This is a genomic window from Neorhizobium petrolearium (genome assembly GCF_029854435.1).
Classification (GTDB): domain Bacteria; phylum Pseudomonadota; class Alphaproteobacteria; order Rhizobiales; family Rhizobiaceae; genus Neorhizobium; species Neorhizobium petrolearium.
Map to the genome: position 1 here is coordinate 1,098,451 of NZ_CP123000.1, position 14,876 is coordinate 1,113,326.

Genomic DNA, 14,876 nt, shown 5'->3' on the forward strand with positions numbered 1-14,876 from the left:
GGAAAACGCGGTCTGTTGGACAAGATGCGTCAGGCAAGCGAATCGTCCGGGCGCAACCGGGCCGCGCGGCTCAGCCGGCAGTCTCAGCCTCCGGTACGCCAGGCCCTGCGTTTCGATGAATTGCCGGAATATCAGCGTGTCCAGCTTCAGCGCATGGCCGGCGACCTGACGGGGGTTGCCAATCCCTTCTACCGCTCCCACGACGGGGCGGCCGGTGCGACGACGGCCATGGGCGGGCGGCAGTTCATCAACTTCGCCTCCTATGACTATCTCGCGACCAATACCGATCCACAAACGAAGGAGAGGGCGAAGGCGGCGATCGACCGGTTCGGCATTTCCGCTTCGGCGAGCCGGCTCGTCGCCGGTGAACGGCCGGTTCATACCGAACTCGAACAGGACCTGGCTTCGGTCTACGGCGTCGATGCCGCCGTCTGCTTCGTCAGCGGATATCTTACCAATGTTGCTGCGATAAGCTGTCTCATGGGACCGCAGGATCTCGTCATCCATGACGAGTTCATCCACAACAGCGCGCTTGCGGGCATCAAGCAGTCCGGGGCGACCCGGCGGCTTTTCCGGCATAACGATATCGCCAATCTGGAATCAGTCTTGCGGACGCTGTCTGCCGATTTCCGGCGGATATTGGTGATCGTCGAAGGCGTCTACTCCATGGACGGCGATATCGCCGACCTGCCGGCGCTTCTGGAACTGCGCTCTCGCTACGGCTTCTGGCTGATGCTGGACGAGGCCCATGCGCTCGGCGTGCTGGGCAAGAGCGGTCGCGGCACGTTCGAGCATTTCGGCGTCGACCCGAGCGATGTCGACATCTGGATGGGAACGCTTTCCAAGACGACCTCGAGCTGCGGCGGTTATATCGCCGGCTCCCAGGCTCTTGTCGATATCCTGAAGGCGGAGGCCGGTGGGTTCGTCTACAGCGTCGGCCTGGCGCCCGTCCTGGCGGCCGCGGCGCGTTCGGGCCTCGATATACTGCGCAGCGAGCCGGAGCGGACCGAAAGGCTGCACCGCAACGGCGCGCTCTTCCTCGAATGCGCCAGGGCGGCGGGCCTCGACACGGGCCTGAGCGTCGGCTTTTCCGTTGTGCCGGTGATCGTGGGCGATTCGCTGCGCGCCGTGCAGCTTTCCAACGATCTGCTGGATGAGGGAATCAACGTCCTGCCGATCATCCATCCGGCGGTGCCGGAAGGTATGGCGAGGCTGCGTTTTTTCATCACCTGCAACCATACGGAAGAGCAGATCCGTCATTCCGTGGAGGTCACGGCCCGCAAGCTCAAAGATTTACAGGATCGCAATTTCGGCCTAGCTTCACTGGACATGGACAAGGTGATGCAGCTTGCGCCGTTGCTGCAGGCGGCCGGCAAATCCTGAACCTAACGCCAATTCCGGACGAGCGGGATCAAATGCATGTCATCGTCACCGGCGGATCGAGTGGGATCGGTCTGGAGGTCGCAAGGCTTTATGCGGCCCGCGGTGCGCGGCTGACGCTTATCGCCCGCGATCCTGCAAAGCTGGAGGAGGCCCGCCGGGACCTTCTCCTGCCGGGAGACGTGCAGGCGGATATCCGTGTCGTCGCGACCGACGTCGGTTGCGATGCCGCACTTTCCGCCGCGATTGCAGCGGCGGAGACCGATTTCGGACCCTGCGACATCCTGGTCGCGGCAGCGGGTGTCGTTGAACCTGAGGTCTTCGAAAAGCTCTCGGGCAGCACCTTCGCCGAACAGGTGACGACCAATCTCCTCGGTGTGGCCAATGCCGTCCGGGCCGTCTATCCGGGCATGAAGGCGTGCGGCCGCGGCCGCATCATGATCGTGTCCTCCGGCGCGGGTCTCATCGGCATCTACGGCTACACGGCCTATTGCGCCTCCAAATCGGCGCTGACGGGTTTTGCCGAGGCGCTTGCCATGGAAGCCTCCGGATCGGGCGTCGGTATCGCGATCTGCTTTCCCCCCGATACGTTCACGCCGCAGCTCGAACGGGAACTGGAAAAACGTCCGCCTGAGGCGCAGGCCCTCATAGGCAAGGCTTCGCCCTGGCCCGCAAAGGACGTCGCGAGGCGCATCGTGCGAGCGATCGACCGGGGAACGCCGAGGCTTTACTTCGGCTTTTCGATCACCGGTCTCGGCCTCTTCGGCTCGCTCGTCAAGCCGCTTGTGACGTGGTGGTATCGGCGAAAACCGGCATAGGGCCCGCCATTGCTCAGAGCACCGTGGCGCGCCCTTCGTCTATTTTCAGGATGGTGAGCTTGCCGGTGTAATAGGCGCCGGTGTCGATGCCGATCCGCCCCGGCCCGAGATCGAGATCAGGTTTTGGTGTGTGACCATGGATGACGAGAAGCGGAAGCCGAGGCCCTTCTGTGAGGAACGGTTCACGGATCCAGAGCATATCCTCGTCATGCTGTTCGTGGAGCGGGATGCCGGGCCTTATTCCGGCGTGAACGAAAAGCAGTTCGCCGATTCCCAGGCAGACCGGCAGGTCGGCTAGAAATTGCCTATGCGATGCCGGAACTGCTTCCACCAAGTGGTCGCTCAGTTTCGCGCTGCGGCCTCGTGCGCGGGCAGTCAGGTGATGAAGATCGATCCCATAGGAGATCAGGGTCTGTTCTCCCCCCAGCCTCAGCCATTCCGAATAGAGCTCCGGCTCCTTGAGGAATTTGGCGAAGATGTCGTCGTGATTGCCACATAGCGGGAGCCTTTTCAGGCCGAGTTCGCTGGGCCTGATGAGATGTTCAAGGACATGGCGCGAGCTTGGCCCCCGATCGACATAATCGCCAAGCAGGATGACGAGCCCGGTGCGTTTCGTTGCCTTCATATCCGCTGCGATCCGCGTTTCGGCCGCCTTCAGCTCGTCGACGCAGCCGTGAACGTCGCCGATGACATAGATCGGATAGCTGGGCGAAGTCGAACCGAGGTCGATCCGGCGGCGTTTGGGGGAGCTGGGGCTCTCAGCGCCGCGCCTCGAAAACCAGTCAATGAATTTGCGCATGCGCGCTGCCGCCGAGCCTCTAAAAGAAATGAATCCGACAATGGGAATAGCTGCCTAAAGGAGTCTTAACATTAATGTTGGTGACAGCGTCAATCATGCCGTGAAGCGAGGATGCGCCCGAGCCTTGGAGCAATCGCAAACGGCCCCGGAGTTCACCATTCCACGCTGTCACAGGCGCAGGGCATCGAACTGGCCCGCGACTTCGTAAATGCCGGTTTCAACCCATTGGTAGATGACATGAGACATTCTTCGCGCCGGAGCGAAACGTTGCCAATATGCAACGGCACTTGCATATTGAAGGAAGCGACATTTGCCCGCCTATTGGCTGGCTGAGCGGACAACCTGCTGATTTTGCACAAAAAGATGACTATTAAAGTCATCTTTCTTGCGTTAGCTTTGATTCATTCCAAATCATTGACATTGAATTACTTTTTGAGGGGATCTAAGCGCAGTTCCAATCAATTTTTTCGTGCCGCCTTGGGGTTTGAGGTTTGGATATCAGTCTTGTCGAGCAGTTGCAGCAGACTGAGGAGGGTAGGTTGCGGCGGTTCTTTCTACGGCGCCTGCGCAACAGGGAGGATGCAGCGGATGCGACACAGGAGACGTTTCTGCGGTTGCTAACGGCAGCGCCAAAGGAGGACCTGCGCAATCCGCATGCCTACCTCTTCCAGGTGGCGAAGTCCGTCGCCCACGGTGTCACCGCGCGGTTGATGCGCGACAGTGCGCTATTCAGCGAAGACTTAGACCAGACACAAGTTGCCGATGATGCGCCAAGCCCCGAGCGGGTGGTCGCTGCGCGTCAGCAACTGGCCTTATTGATCGAGACGATCCTGGCGCTGCCGCCGAAGTGCCGCGTCGTTTTCGTGCTGAGCCGACTGGAGGGGCTCTCCAATGGCGAGATCGCCGAAAAGCTCGGCGTCTCCCGAAACATGGTCGAAAAACATATCATCCGCGCGCTGATGGCGTGCCGTCAGGCCCGTCAGGCAGCTCTGCCGGCTTGCCAGAAGGGCGTGCATGGCTGATATGTCGGACGAGGAACGGGAGAAGACTATTGCCGAAGAGGCGGCTGGCTGGGTCGCCCGGTTGAGTTCGCGCGACGCGACGGACGAAGATCGCCGGCGTTTCGCGCACTGGAAGGCGAAAGATCTGGCTCATGCAGCCGCCTTCAAAGAAATGAGCATCCTCTGGCGCGATCTCGCTCAGGTGCCGAAATCCGTCGCTCCCCATCGCGGCAGGCGCGTTGCGGGCGCGGGCGTCGCCGGGCTCCTTTTTTTGGGCTGTCTTGGCTACATGGCCGATGAAACCGGTGTCATCGACCGGTATCGTTCCGACTTCCATACTCCGGTGGGTATGATCGGGCGGTTCGCTCTTGACGACGGATCGATTGTCACCCTCAATACCGATAGCGCCATCCAGGTGAAATATGACCAGGCGCGGCGGCAAATCATTCTCCTGCGAGGCGAGGCCTTTTTCGATGTGGCGCCGAATCCGGCGCGGCCCTTCGTCGTTAGTGGTGAGCGAACCGAGGCGATCGCGCTTGGCACTCACTATGCAGTCAAGGTCGGCAGGCATGACGAAGTAATGGTCGAAGAGGGGCATGTGGCGGTCACTTTCGGATCGCAGCGCGCAGTGCTGGAGGCGGGCGGCATGGCCGAGCTCGACGACCATGGCCGCCTGAGGACGCGCACCGGCGATGTCGCCGGCCTGACGAGCTGGCGCAGCGGAAAGCTCGTCTTCTCCGGGCAGCCGCTCGGCGAGGTGCTGGCCGAACTCGACCGTTATCACCGTGGCCGCATCGTCGTGCTCGATGACCGGGCGTCGGGACTTAGGGTCAGCGGCGTGTTCGGCGCGGGCAATATCGACCAGGTCCTTCGGGTACTGGAGCAGAGCCTGCCGATCCGTATCACGCGGCTTGCGGGCTGGGTCACGCTCGTGCGTTCGCGCTGACTAGAGCGCCTGTCAGAAAAAATCTGAGTAGAAAAATCATTTTTTTGAGAATCGACCTCAGGAGGCGAGGCCTTCCTTTGCTCGTAGGCATCAGGACCGCGGTGAGAGCGGATGTTGCTTTGAGTGCAGGGGGTGGAAATGAGTTTAGTCAAAATTGGTCCGGCTGGGTCGATATTGTGGCGGCCTGTCACGGTTGCGCTTGCCGGTGTATCCTTGCTTGGCGGCATACTGCCAGCAGTCGCGCAACAGGCTGTGCCGCCAAGCATGCCGTCGCAGGCGATGGCCGTCTCCATTCCCGCCGGGTCACTAGAGACAGCACTTCTCGCCCTCGGGCGTCAGACCGACCTGCGCCTTATCTATCGCAGCGAGATCACGGCGGGAAAGGTGACGGGCGGCGCCACCGGATCGCTGGCTCCTGCCGCAGCACTGGCGAAACTGCTTTCCGGCACCGGCGTCTCGTACCGGTTCAGCAGCGGCAACACCGTTACACTGGCCGCGGGCGCGGGTGCGGCGGCGCCCGGCGGCGGCGATACGACGCTCGCACCGATCGTGCTTCACAATGGGGGTGATAATCCCGCCGACAAGCCCTATGAAACGGCCGGTTCGACCAGCTATATCTCGTCCGAGCAGATCGCGCGTTTTCGCGGTTCCACCTCCGGCGATATCTTCAAGAACACACCAGGCGTCATTTCCGCCAACAACCACAATGGCGGCGCAGTCAACGTCAATATCCGCGGCCTGCAGGGGCAGAACCGCGTCCGTGTTGCGATCGACGGCACGCAGCAGACGACCACGACCTGGCGCGGTTACGCCGGTGTCGACGACCGCACCTACATCGATCCGGACCTGATCGGCGGCGTTGCCATTTCCAAGGGGCCTTCGGGCGGGGCAGCCGGTGCCGGGGTCAACGGCGGCGTTGTCGGCATTCGCACGCTGAGCGCCACCGACATTGTCGAGGACGGCAAACGGTACGGCGGCCGCATCCGGATCGGCGCGCAGGACAACACGACCTCCGATTTCACCATCAACTCCATGATGCAGCAGACGGAGCCCGCTGATTTCTTCGATTTCAAGAACGGTTCGGGCAGCGTGGCGCTCGCCACCGTGCAGGACAATTTCGATTTCATCATCGCCGCCGCACGCCGCTACCGCGGCAACTATTTCGCCGGTTCCGACGGTCCCACGACCTACCATTTCAATGGTCGCGACTATCCGCTCTCCTATACGAAGCCGGGCGAGGAGGTGTTCAATACGTCGGCCGAATCGACGTCCTTCCTGGCCAAGGGCACGCTGCGTCTCGACGACGACCAGAGCCTCGAACTCGGCTATGTGCGCTATGAGAGCACGTTCGGCGAGGCGCTGCCATCGCTGCTCTTCACTCAGGATCAGACCTTCCGACAGGCAGCCCTTTCCGATGTGGTCACCGACACCTTCACCGCCCGCTACCGCTACAATCCGAACGACATGGTCGACCTCAAGGTCAATGCCTGGATGAGCATCGTCGACCAGACCAACATCTCGACCGGCCTCGCATTCTACCTGCCGCCGTGGATCACGCCGGAGACCCGCCCACCGGGCGACGATCCGCGCTATGCCATGACGCATACCTATGGTGGCGACATTTCCAACGCGAGCACGTTCGATACCGCCCATGGCAAGTTCAACGTCAATTATGGTGTCTCCTACCTGGTAGAAGATATCGATTCGCGGCCTTACCGCAGCCGCGGCTACGCGACCGACATCGGCGTGCTGATGAACCCGAGCGTCGGCAGTCGCGCGATCGCCAGCGCCTTTACGCAAGGTGAGTGGCAGGTAACGGATTGGCTGAAGTTCAATGCCGGTCTGCGTTACGACCATTACCGGCTGGAAGACGACGGCGTCACCTCGCGAACGGGCGTGCGCGAGCGAGACGGCGGTCGCCTCAATCCCGCCATCAGCGTGGTCATCGAGCCCATCGACGGGTTTGAGCTCTACGCGCTTTATGCGGAAGGCATGCGCCCGCCGACCATGCGTGAGACGATGGGCAATGACGGTAATGTCATCGAGAACCCCTATCTGAAGCCGGAGATCGCCAAGAACTGGGAGATCGGGATCAACTATAGCCGGGACGGGATTTTCACGGCTGACGATTCGGCACGGATCAAGCTTGCCTATTTCGATAATAACTACTTCGACTACATCTCACGCGTGTCGTCGAATGCGGGTCCCGGCCAGCCGGTCTTTACCTTCGACAACCTCAAGAAAGCGCGCTTCTCCGGCATCGAGGCATCCGTGTCCTATGACGTCGGATTCCTGTTCGTCGAGGGAATGCTCACTTACTATTCCGACTACGCGTTCTGCCGCACGTCCTCCACTTGCGCCGACACGACGGTCGACATGGACTATGCGGCGAACCACATGCCGCCCGAGATCATGAAGCGGCTGACGATCGGCACACGGCTCTTCGATGACAAGTTGACAGCCGGCATCCGCGCCACCCAGGCCGGGGATCGTCTCTCGCCGGTCACGCCGGGCGCGCGCATGTATACGGGCATGTGGGTGCCCTATACGGTCGTCGATGCCTTCGCGACCTATAAGATCACCGACAACCTCACCTTCGATCTCCAGGCCGAGAATCTGACGGACCGTTATTACATCGACGCTCTCGACGGCTGGAACCCCGCGCCGGGTCGGACGATCCGGGCCATGCTGACCGCCAAGTTCTGACAATCCAGACACAAGGAAAACCATGCAGATCGAACTTGAAACCCCTGCAACCCCGAGTCGGGCCCAGCGCCTCAAGGCCCTTACTGCCGCCACGCATGAGCGCCTCGACAAGCGCATCATAGCGGCGAACCCATTTGAAGACCGTGAGCGCTATGCGCTGTTCCTGGACGTCCAGCATCATTTCCACGCAGATGTCGATCCGCACTACAACGACCCGCGGCTCAACCGACTGCTACCGGATCTTGCCAGCCGTGCGCGGCTTTCGCTTCTCCGCCAGGATATCGCCGATATCCGTGGCACGATGCCGGCGGTTTCGCGCGTCACGGCTCCGCTTCAGACGGTATCAGCTGCGCTTGGCTGGCTCTACGTTGCCGAGGGCTCCAACCTCGGCGCGGCTTTCCTTCTGAAGGAGGCGGCAAGGCTCGACCTGTCGGTGGAATTCGGCGCCCGTCACCTCGCGCCGCATCCGAGCGGGCGTGGTCTGCATTGGCGTACCTTTGTTTCGGCCCTCAACGCGCTCGATCTTTCCGATGCTGATGAAATGGAAATGGCCGAGGCCGCTAAAGCGGCTTTCCGCCGCGTGCATGTGCTGGTGGAGCAGATTTTGAGTGATCCAATCCGGTCGCTGAGGCACTGAATGGCCGGTGGCGAATTCGCATTGATTCGACAAAATTTTCTCGGAGGCGCGTCTTCCAGGGTTTGTTGGCTTTTTGCAGCACAGTCATGGAGTGATGCGGCATGGGCAAGTGAAATCAGGCCCCGGCTTGGTTTTTACCGGATTAGCACGAAAACTGACGTCACTGCCCTTGAAACGTCGACTAGCGACGGGGCATCGGCCGAAAAGGCTGAAGCTGCACTCACTCCCGATCCGTCATATCGCTTACGTCGCGTGCGGTTCGCCGGGCATGTTGCAGGCGGGTAGTTTCAGTTTGTGCCATCGTAAACTCCCTCAAATTTCGGCAAATCCGAAGTAACAATACGCTGTTGAATCGCAAAACCGGTTTTTGATGCACCTCTATGACGTCGAATATCTGGGGAAAATACAATCCTCGTGCAGAACGGAGAGACTCCTCGACCATCCGCAGGCTCAGAGGGAAGGGTAAATAGATCCGCATTGCGTGCGATGATCGCAGCAGGAAAGCGATGGCGACGATACGGCGGATCAGGGTTCGTCATGGCCCGTCATCTCATATCGATGCGGGTATTTCGCTAAGTCGAGGTCTACGCGGCAGCCGGCATCAAGCGCATAGGTACTCACGCATTTGCCGGTCGCCAACCCGCGGCGTGAGTCTCCGATGGCGTGCAATACCCTTGTTCCGCACGCCATGGATCGAAATGGAACCGCTCAGAATGTTGCTGCCATGGCGAGTGATAGAAGCGTTCGCCGTTCTCGCTGGCTACTTTGCCCTTGACGATGCACTGGGACCTGGCTGCAAGACCGCTGCCGTATACTATCACCGAGAGTAGAATGGCGAGCAATCCGAAAAGGATGAGTCTCAAACTGCGCTGAAACTCTGATGAGGTATCTTGCGAAAAGTTCGGTCGCATAGCTTCTCCGAGGCCACCCTCCACGAGCGTTCCTATGATCCAATGTCCATCAAAGGAATACGCCTGGCATCCACCGCGGGGAAAAGTTGAGCTGCGGTAGAGTGACCGTGGGCAGCGGCGATCTTCAATCCATTCCCAAACGCGGGGCTGGCGAATGCCCCGGGGCCCGGCTAGACAGGAAGGGGCAACAACACCATCTCACGTCCCCTCAAGGCGCGCGCCTTGAGGATGAACTCGCCGGCCTCTGGTGGTCCCTTGCTTGTAAAACGTTGAAACCCTAACGGCCGTTCGACGCTCCTCAACCGAAGCTACGTCTGATAGTCTTCCATTCATGCCAGTTTCGTCCGACTTTGTCCGTGAACTCTTTGCTGCGGCTAACCAGATCCATCTGGTGTCTCGGTTGGAAGCCCAGCGTCTCATTGAACGGGCAGCAACAACCATTGACGATCAGCGCGAACGGTTGGCTATCTCCACCAATGTCGTGCCGTTGACGCACGACCTTACGGCTGATCTCCCGAAACTCCTCGCCAACCTTGACAGGATTCCGCCGGAGCTGCTTGCTGTCGTGCTCATTCGGTGCGCTGATGAGATTGCCCGGCTGGAGAGATTGGCCCAGTGAATCTACTCGCCGCGGTAGAAATTTATCCACAGCTCGCTTAATTTGCGCTCTGAACTGGACGAAGCCCACGGCCGTGACAGTTCCACTGCCGCAGGCCGCCCCCCGAGCGGTTACCCCCACTGCGGCGAGGGCTCGGCAGGCTCTTTCAATGCCGCTTGTCGAGCCCTTCGTGCCGCCCCATTCTGCACCTTTTCCTATCATTGGTAAGTTTGGCCCGGCGTCTTGGATGATCGCTCGATCGCCCCCAAGTCTATATCCATGTCGGCCGTGAGCTCCCTGGTGATCGCTTCGAGCGTCACGGAAAGCCCTGCCTCCACCTCGATTGATTTGAGACCCTTTGCGGTCTCTCGCGCGTAAATCACCAGCCTCGCCAAAGCGACGAGTTCTGCTTTCCTGTCAACGCCTTCGAAATCCAGACATTCCATGCATCACACCTCGACTGAGGCCCCAGCATAAAACGATTTGGGGGCGATGGGCGTGACATCAGCGTGACACAACGCATGGCTGATGACGTCAGCCATCACTCCAAAGAGATGTTTGGTTGAAGACGAACGACGGAGGTGGCGAACGTCCATCACTCCGACGCAGAGCTTCAATCAAGGCTATGGCGTCTGCCTTCTTCTGATCGACATAGTTATTGTTCAGAATTCGCAACAATTCTTCGGTGCGAGTGCTGCGGATTTGCGGGCAGTTTCTCACGATCGTGTTCCAACTGCGGACCTTGAAGAACAAGGAACGGGCGATTTCTTTGAGCCACCGCGCCTCCCGATCCGAAACAAGACCGTCCGCGCAACATCGGGCGAGGGTCGCGTCCACGTTGACCATGGGAATGGTGATGGCAACATATCCAAGCTCTTCCGGTCCATGCAGCAGCGCGACATCCGCATCGTCGACCAGAGTTTCAGCGGCGTAGGCTTTGAAGATTTCTCCAATGCCGGTCATTCCGAAGGTGTGGCACTCAGCGGCCCGCAAGGCGCCCATGCTTGCTGCCCCAAAGATCGCCACACCTTTCGAGAGGCCATAAAGGATTTCCTTGTGCCAGACGGGGGCAACATATTCGAAAGCGCCATCGATCAATCCGATGGCTCGTGCACCCTCATCGACAGCCAGCCGGACATCGCCCTGCGTCGCGGGTGGTCTTATGATCATATCCTCCGCAACGAAACGCCTTGCGTCCGGAAGGCTTGGGCCGACGAAGATGACTTTCATGATGTAAACGACGCTGCCATCGCCCTGTTGCCAAATCTTTGTCGTCGCTCTCCCTGCGGATTTTCCAGTCCAGGCACCAGAACCTTGACGACCGCAAACGGCAATGCCGGTGCGCTCAACTGTACGGCGACCGCTTGGGTTACACCCGCCCCCTTCAAACTCGTCAGGATCCCTGGAAGCGTCTGCGGGCCGGGCGAGGGCAGACGGCCTATAGGATCGGCATCGAATAGCCTGTGCAACCGCTCCGGCAGCGATCGTCGATATGTCTCATGAAACACATCATCGCGCGCGCCGCTGATATAGGTGACACGAGATTGCGCGGCTTCCGTCAAGGCCCGAATGGCTGCCCGCTCGGGAGATGGATGGGCACCGCAGCCGAAAGTCACGTCAATATAACGCGGCGCCGGGGACGCGAGCGCGGTTTTGGCCGCAAGAAAGGCACCGATGCACGGTATGCCAACATCGCTTGTCATGTCGAACATGCGCAGCATGACACCTGCATCTTCGATCCTTGTGGCAAGGGAGCTTACATTCTCGTCGTCAAATGCGTCAGGTGCCAGACATCTTAAGTGCTGCTTCGGTTCAGGAAGAACCTGCCACAAGACATGGGCATCGCGTTCGATACGCTCAAGAAGACCGTGAAGAATCGCCTCGTCACGGGTATTGCCCGATGCAAGGCCATCCGAAGACTGCCAGTAGCGGCAGTTCGACAGCGTCCGGTCAAGCGACACGGCTTCCACCGGGACGAAGACCCGGCCATGGCTCAGTAGATCCTCTCCCGGAGCAAATGTCATGTTGTCGGTCTGATGGGGAAGGGGCCGGCCTTTGGCGATCAGCGGAACGAGGAGATCTACCCGCTCGCCGGCATCCGATAGAGCTGACGCGCATGTATCGTTGCGGGCCAGGAACGGATCGCACGCGACAGCCCGTTCGATCGCCTCCATGACCGCCGATGTTCTCGCGTCGGCATCGGTAAGCCCTTTGCCTTGGGCAACAACGATCGACTTGGCGTTCGGCGTGTAGGCACACCAGACCGGAATGCCGATATGATCAAGTCCGGTCTGCCGGCCTATGCGGGTGATTCCCAGCGTCTTCAGAAAAGGACGCACCCGCTCATAGGTCTCGTCGGGAGGGTAGGCGCGCTCCATTGCTGACGCACCTGCCACCTAGCCGTCGAAGACGCCGGAGAAAGCCTGTTCGGAAGAGGAGACCGCAACGGCCAGATTGACGTCCTTGACGATCGTCGCTCCGACATTTCGAAGATCGTTTGCCGAGGCCAGCGGTCCGGAAGCCGGCGGCTGCATAGGCTGAACGGTTCCCGCGTCGATGTCCGCGACATAGAGCTGATCGTCTCCGGGCAGTCCGATTATCACCACTCTTGCCATCTCTTACCCCCTTAGGTTTGGTATTAAAGTTAAAATCCAGCTTTAAGTAAGCCCTCGCGATAAAGGTCCTTTTGCCATTGCTCCTTCACCGGAAGCACGGAAAGCCATGTGTGGAGATCGAACTGAGGATTGAGCGCCTGAGCCTTGCGCCGATGGATACGCGCTTTTGCGGCATCACCCGCCATCGCGTAACTTGCCGCAAGCAATCGGCGGGCCGACGAGGAGTCGCCCATTCGATCAATATAGCTGATCGCCTGACGAAATTCGCCCAGGAAATAGCTGGCGCCGGCCGCAATCCAGAAGTAGTCGTCAGGGCAGATGGGATTGAGACGGATAGCCTTGCCGATCTTGGCCAAACCGTCGGCGGGCTTCGATGCATGAACCAGGGCATCGGCGTACCCGCAGATTGCGTCGGCGAGATGCGGGCTCAGTCCTTCCGCCCGATCGAATGCCTCCAGACTGCCGTCGACATCGCCAAGGTAGAGCTTTGATAGCCCAAGTTCTCGATGCGCCGATGCCAATTCCGGCTGAAGTGCGATTGCCTTTTGGGCGACCTCTTCTGCTTTAACCAGCAGTTCTCTCTCCCCTTGAGCCGTCAACACCCATTCCCAGGAATAGGTACGCGACAGGCCCGCCAAAGCTGGCGCGAAATCCGCGCGCGCTTTCAGCGTTCCCCTGAAGGCATTTCTGGCCCGGCGCAGGTCGGGGAGTGTGAACCTGTTGAGATGCTGTGCGCCTGCAAGATAGGAACGGTAGACGTCGGGGTGAGCGCGGAAGTCGGCGAGCACCGGTTCGGTGCGCTGAAGATGATTGCTGATTGCATTGACGATCATCTGCGCAATTTGCTTGCGATGTGAAGCAAGTGAGCCGGGTTTGAGGCGAAAACGCTCTGCCCACAATACACTGTCGGATGGCAGGAAGATCATCTGTAGAAAGAGACCCTCGCCACTGATGCTCGTATCGATCACATAGGAGATGGAATGTCTCTCCAACTGCGTGATCTTGTCCGCATCCTGCCGAATGCGGGCAGCCGTATAAGGGGCAACGACCGCGACCGTCCTTAAGGCGCACAGGCTTATCGTGATGTCTTCCATCAGTGCCCGGGCGGGATAAGCGGAGTTTTCCTGAGCTTCCTGGGGAGGAAGCAAAACCAGCCGGGGAAGTTCTATCAGTGTCGAAGGGGCGACGGCAACTTCTGCGGACAACTGGAATTCGGTCTGGCGTGTAGCGCGTGTCAAGGATCCGGTTCGCTCATCGTGACGATGCGCCCGAAGCAGCACCTCGCGAACAGCGGTATCATCCGGATAGCGCTCAAGTAGTTGTTTGGCACTATCCTTGACGCTGGCCCAATGCGACCGGAATGCCGCCGCGGCTTGCGCATCGAAGAACGCCACCCTGAAGTGCTCCCACTGGGCCGACTGTTGCTTCCCAACCCATGACTTTAGTCCGACGGGTAAGTTCGCCTCGTCTAGAAATTGATGCCTCATCAATTTCGATATCACGGTTAATCGCCGCAGCGGTTCAAGATCAGCGGAAAAGACGGAAAAGTCCGGGTCAATGGCTTCTGCCGACAGGCGTACAGTCGATGCCGTGAAATCCAGAGGAATGGGCCAGCCCTCCGCGGCGCATTTGCGGACACGCTCGATCATCTTGCGGAGGTTGATCTTCGCGGCACCCTGGTCGCCTGCCCAAAGCAGTCTCGCGAGATGATCACGAGGCAGTTCGAACTCACGGCTGGCCAGCATATAGACAACGGCAAACAACGCCTTTTGCGGTAGCGGGACTGTCCCTCGTTCGTCGTCGGCAAGCCAAAGGCCGCCAAAAGTTACAAGCCGGAGCACCGGAACGATCCGTCAACGCGTCGCGTCTGAATCCGCGCGGTCGCGATCCAGTTCTTGGGGGCGCCCCAACGATTTGACCAGCTGAACAATGTTCTGGCGCAGCTTCGCACTTGCCACCCTTTGAAAGGCGATATTGAGCTCCATCCCCTCGCGGCTCATCAGGAACGCGGTCACCGCGTCTTCCTCTTGCATCACGGGTTTCCCGTCGACCAGCGGCGAACCATTCGGGGCGTCCGCGAAGAAATAGCTGACGGGCACATCCAATAAGGTTGCAATGTTCTGGAGGCGACTGGCGCCGACCCGATTGCTTCCCTTTTCGTATTTCTGCACCTGCTGAAAAGTGATCCCCAGTCCATCGGCCAGTCTCTCTTGAGAGATCTTCAGCATCGTGCGCCTGAGCCGGATCCGTGATCCAACATGAATGTCAATGGGATTTGGTTTTTTCTGATCCATCACTGCAGCCCTCCGTCGCGATCACAAGAGTGATACAAACGTCACCTTCATGCAACTATTACTGGAGGTTCCATGGCTTGTGCCTGGCGCCTGAGCAACTGGAATAGCCGGTCTCGTGAGCTTCCGGGGACGTCGAGCGTGCTTGAGGGCAATATCTCCTGGCGATAAAGG

The 14,876-nt window shown here is 59.6% G+C and carries 15 protein-coding genes; 7 read left to right on the forward strand and 8 right to left on the reverse strand.

What is annotated here, in order from left to right:
- Positions 1-24 precede the first annotated feature (24 nt).
- Positions 25-1,383 carry an aminotransferase class I/II-fold pyridoxal phosphate-dependent enzyme gene (locus QEO92_RS05640; protein WP_227705095.1) on the forward strand — a complete coding sequence of 453 codons (1,359 nt, stop codon included), beginning with the start codon at positions 25-27 and terminating at the stop codon, positions 1,381-1,383.
- A gap of 32 nt (positions 1,384-1,415) precedes the next feature.
- Positions 1,416-2,198 carry an SDR family oxidoreductase gene (locus QEO92_RS05645; protein ID WP_037150799.1) on the forward strand — a complete coding sequence of 261 codons (783 nt, stop codon included), beginning with the start codon at positions 1,416-1,418 and terminating at the stop codon, positions 2,196-2,198.
- Positions 2,199-2,211: 13 nt separating this feature from the next.
- Here QEO92_RS05645 and QEO92_RS05650 read toward each other — a convergent pair whose 3' ends face one another.
- Complete coding sequence (locus QEO92_RS05650) at positions 2,212-2,997, reverse strand: metallophosphoesterase family protein (RefSeq protein ID WP_037150801.1); 786 nt, start codon at positions 2,995-2,997, stop codon at positions 2,212-2,214.
- A 491-nt stretch (positions 2,998-3,488) separates the two neighbouring features.
- Between QEO92_RS05650 and QEO92_RS05655 the strand changes: the two genes are divergently transcribed.
- The 4 genes from QEO92_RS05655 (at position 3,489) to QEO92_RS05670 (ending at position 8,287) form a co-directional block, all read left to right on the forward strand.
- Positions 3,489-4,019, forward strand: coding sequence for an RNA polymerase sigma factor (locus tag QEO92_RS05655; protein WP_052182839.1), 531 nt, complete (start codon positions 3,489-3,491; stop codon positions 4,017-4,019).
- A complete protein-coding gene (locus QEO92_RS05660) occupies positions 4,012-4,944 on the forward strand; it encodes a FecR family protein (RefSeq protein ID WP_227702444.1) in 933 nt (310 codons plus the stop codon). The genes QEO92_RS05655 and QEO92_RS05660 overlap by 8 nt, the downstream gene beginning before the upstream one ends.
- Positions 4,945-5,082: 138 nt before the next feature.
- Entirely contained in the window at positions 5,083-7,650 is a 2,568-nt protein-coding gene (locus tag QEO92_RS05665; RefSeq protein WP_227702445.1) for a TonB-dependent receptor domain-containing protein, read from the forward strand.
- Positions 7,651-7,672: 22 nt separating this feature from the next.
- On the forward strand, positions 7,673-8,287 hold the full coding sequence (locus tag QEO92_RS05670) for a biliverdin-producing heme oxygenase (protein ID WP_037150806.1): 615 nt from the start codon (positions 7,673-7,675) through the stop codon (positions 8,285-8,287).
- A gap of 287 nt (positions 8,288-8,574) precedes the next feature.
- Here the strand turns inward: QEO92_RS05670 and QEO92_RS05675 are convergent, their stop codons facing one another.
- Positions 8,575-8,826 carry a hypothetical protein gene (locus QEO92_RS05675; RefSeq protein WP_227705270.1) on the reverse strand — a complete coding sequence of 84 codons (252 nt, stop codon included), beginning with the start codon at positions 8,824-8,826 and terminating at the stop codon, positions 8,575-8,577.
- Between the two features lie 703 nt (positions 8,827-9,529).
- Between QEO92_RS05675 and QEO92_RS05680 the strand changes: the two genes are divergently transcribed.
- Positions 9,530-9,817, forward strand: a complete 288-nt coding sequence (locus QEO92_RS05680) for a hypothetical protein (protein WP_227702446.1) — start codon at positions 9,530-9,532, stop codon at positions 9,815-9,817.
- Between the two features lie 197 nt (positions 9,818-10,014).
- Here the strand turns inward: QEO92_RS05680 and QEO92_RS05685 are convergent, their stop codons facing one another.
- From QEO92_RS05685 to QEO92_RS05710, 6 genes are all read right to left on the reverse strand, one after another.
- Complete coding sequence (locus QEO92_RS05685) at positions 10,015-10,242, reverse strand: hypothetical protein (protein WP_227702447.1); 228 nt, start codon at positions 10,240-10,242, stop codon at positions 10,015-10,017.
- 88 nt (positions 10,243-10,330) lie between these two features.
- Positions 10,331-11,026, reverse strand: a complete 696-nt coding sequence (locus QEO92_RS05690) for a TfuA-like protein (protein ID WP_227702448.1) — start codon at positions 11,024-11,026, stop codon at positions 10,331-10,333.
- Positions 11,023-12,174, reverse strand: coding sequence for a YcaO-like family protein (locus QEO92_RS05695; protein ID WP_227702449.1), 1,152 nt, complete (start codon positions 12,172-12,174; stop codon positions 11,023-11,025). The genes QEO92_RS05690 and QEO92_RS05695 overlap by 4 nt, the downstream gene beginning before the upstream one ends.
- A gap of 18 nt (positions 12,175-12,192) precedes the next feature.
- Positions 12,193-12,411 (reverse strand): hypothetical protein, encoded by a 219-nt coding sequence (locus QEO92_RS05700; RefSeq protein WP_227702450.1) that lies wholly within the window; start codon positions 12,409-12,411, stop codon positions 12,193-12,195.
- A 29-nt stretch (positions 12,412-12,440) separates the two neighbouring features.
- On the reverse strand, positions 12,441-14,252 hold the full coding sequence (locus tag QEO92_RS05705; protein WP_227702451.1) for a peptide antibiotic resistance protein: 1,812 nt from the start codon (positions 14,250-14,252) through the stop codon (positions 12,441-12,443).
- A gap of 12 nt (positions 14,253-14,264) precedes the next feature.
- Positions 14,265-14,705: a helix-turn-helix domain-containing protein gene (locus QEO92_RS05710; protein ID WP_227702452.1), complete on the reverse strand. Its 441-nt coding sequence runs from the start codon at positions 14,703-14,705 to the stop codon at positions 14,265-14,267.
- Positions 14,706-14,876: the final 171 nt, after the last annotated feature.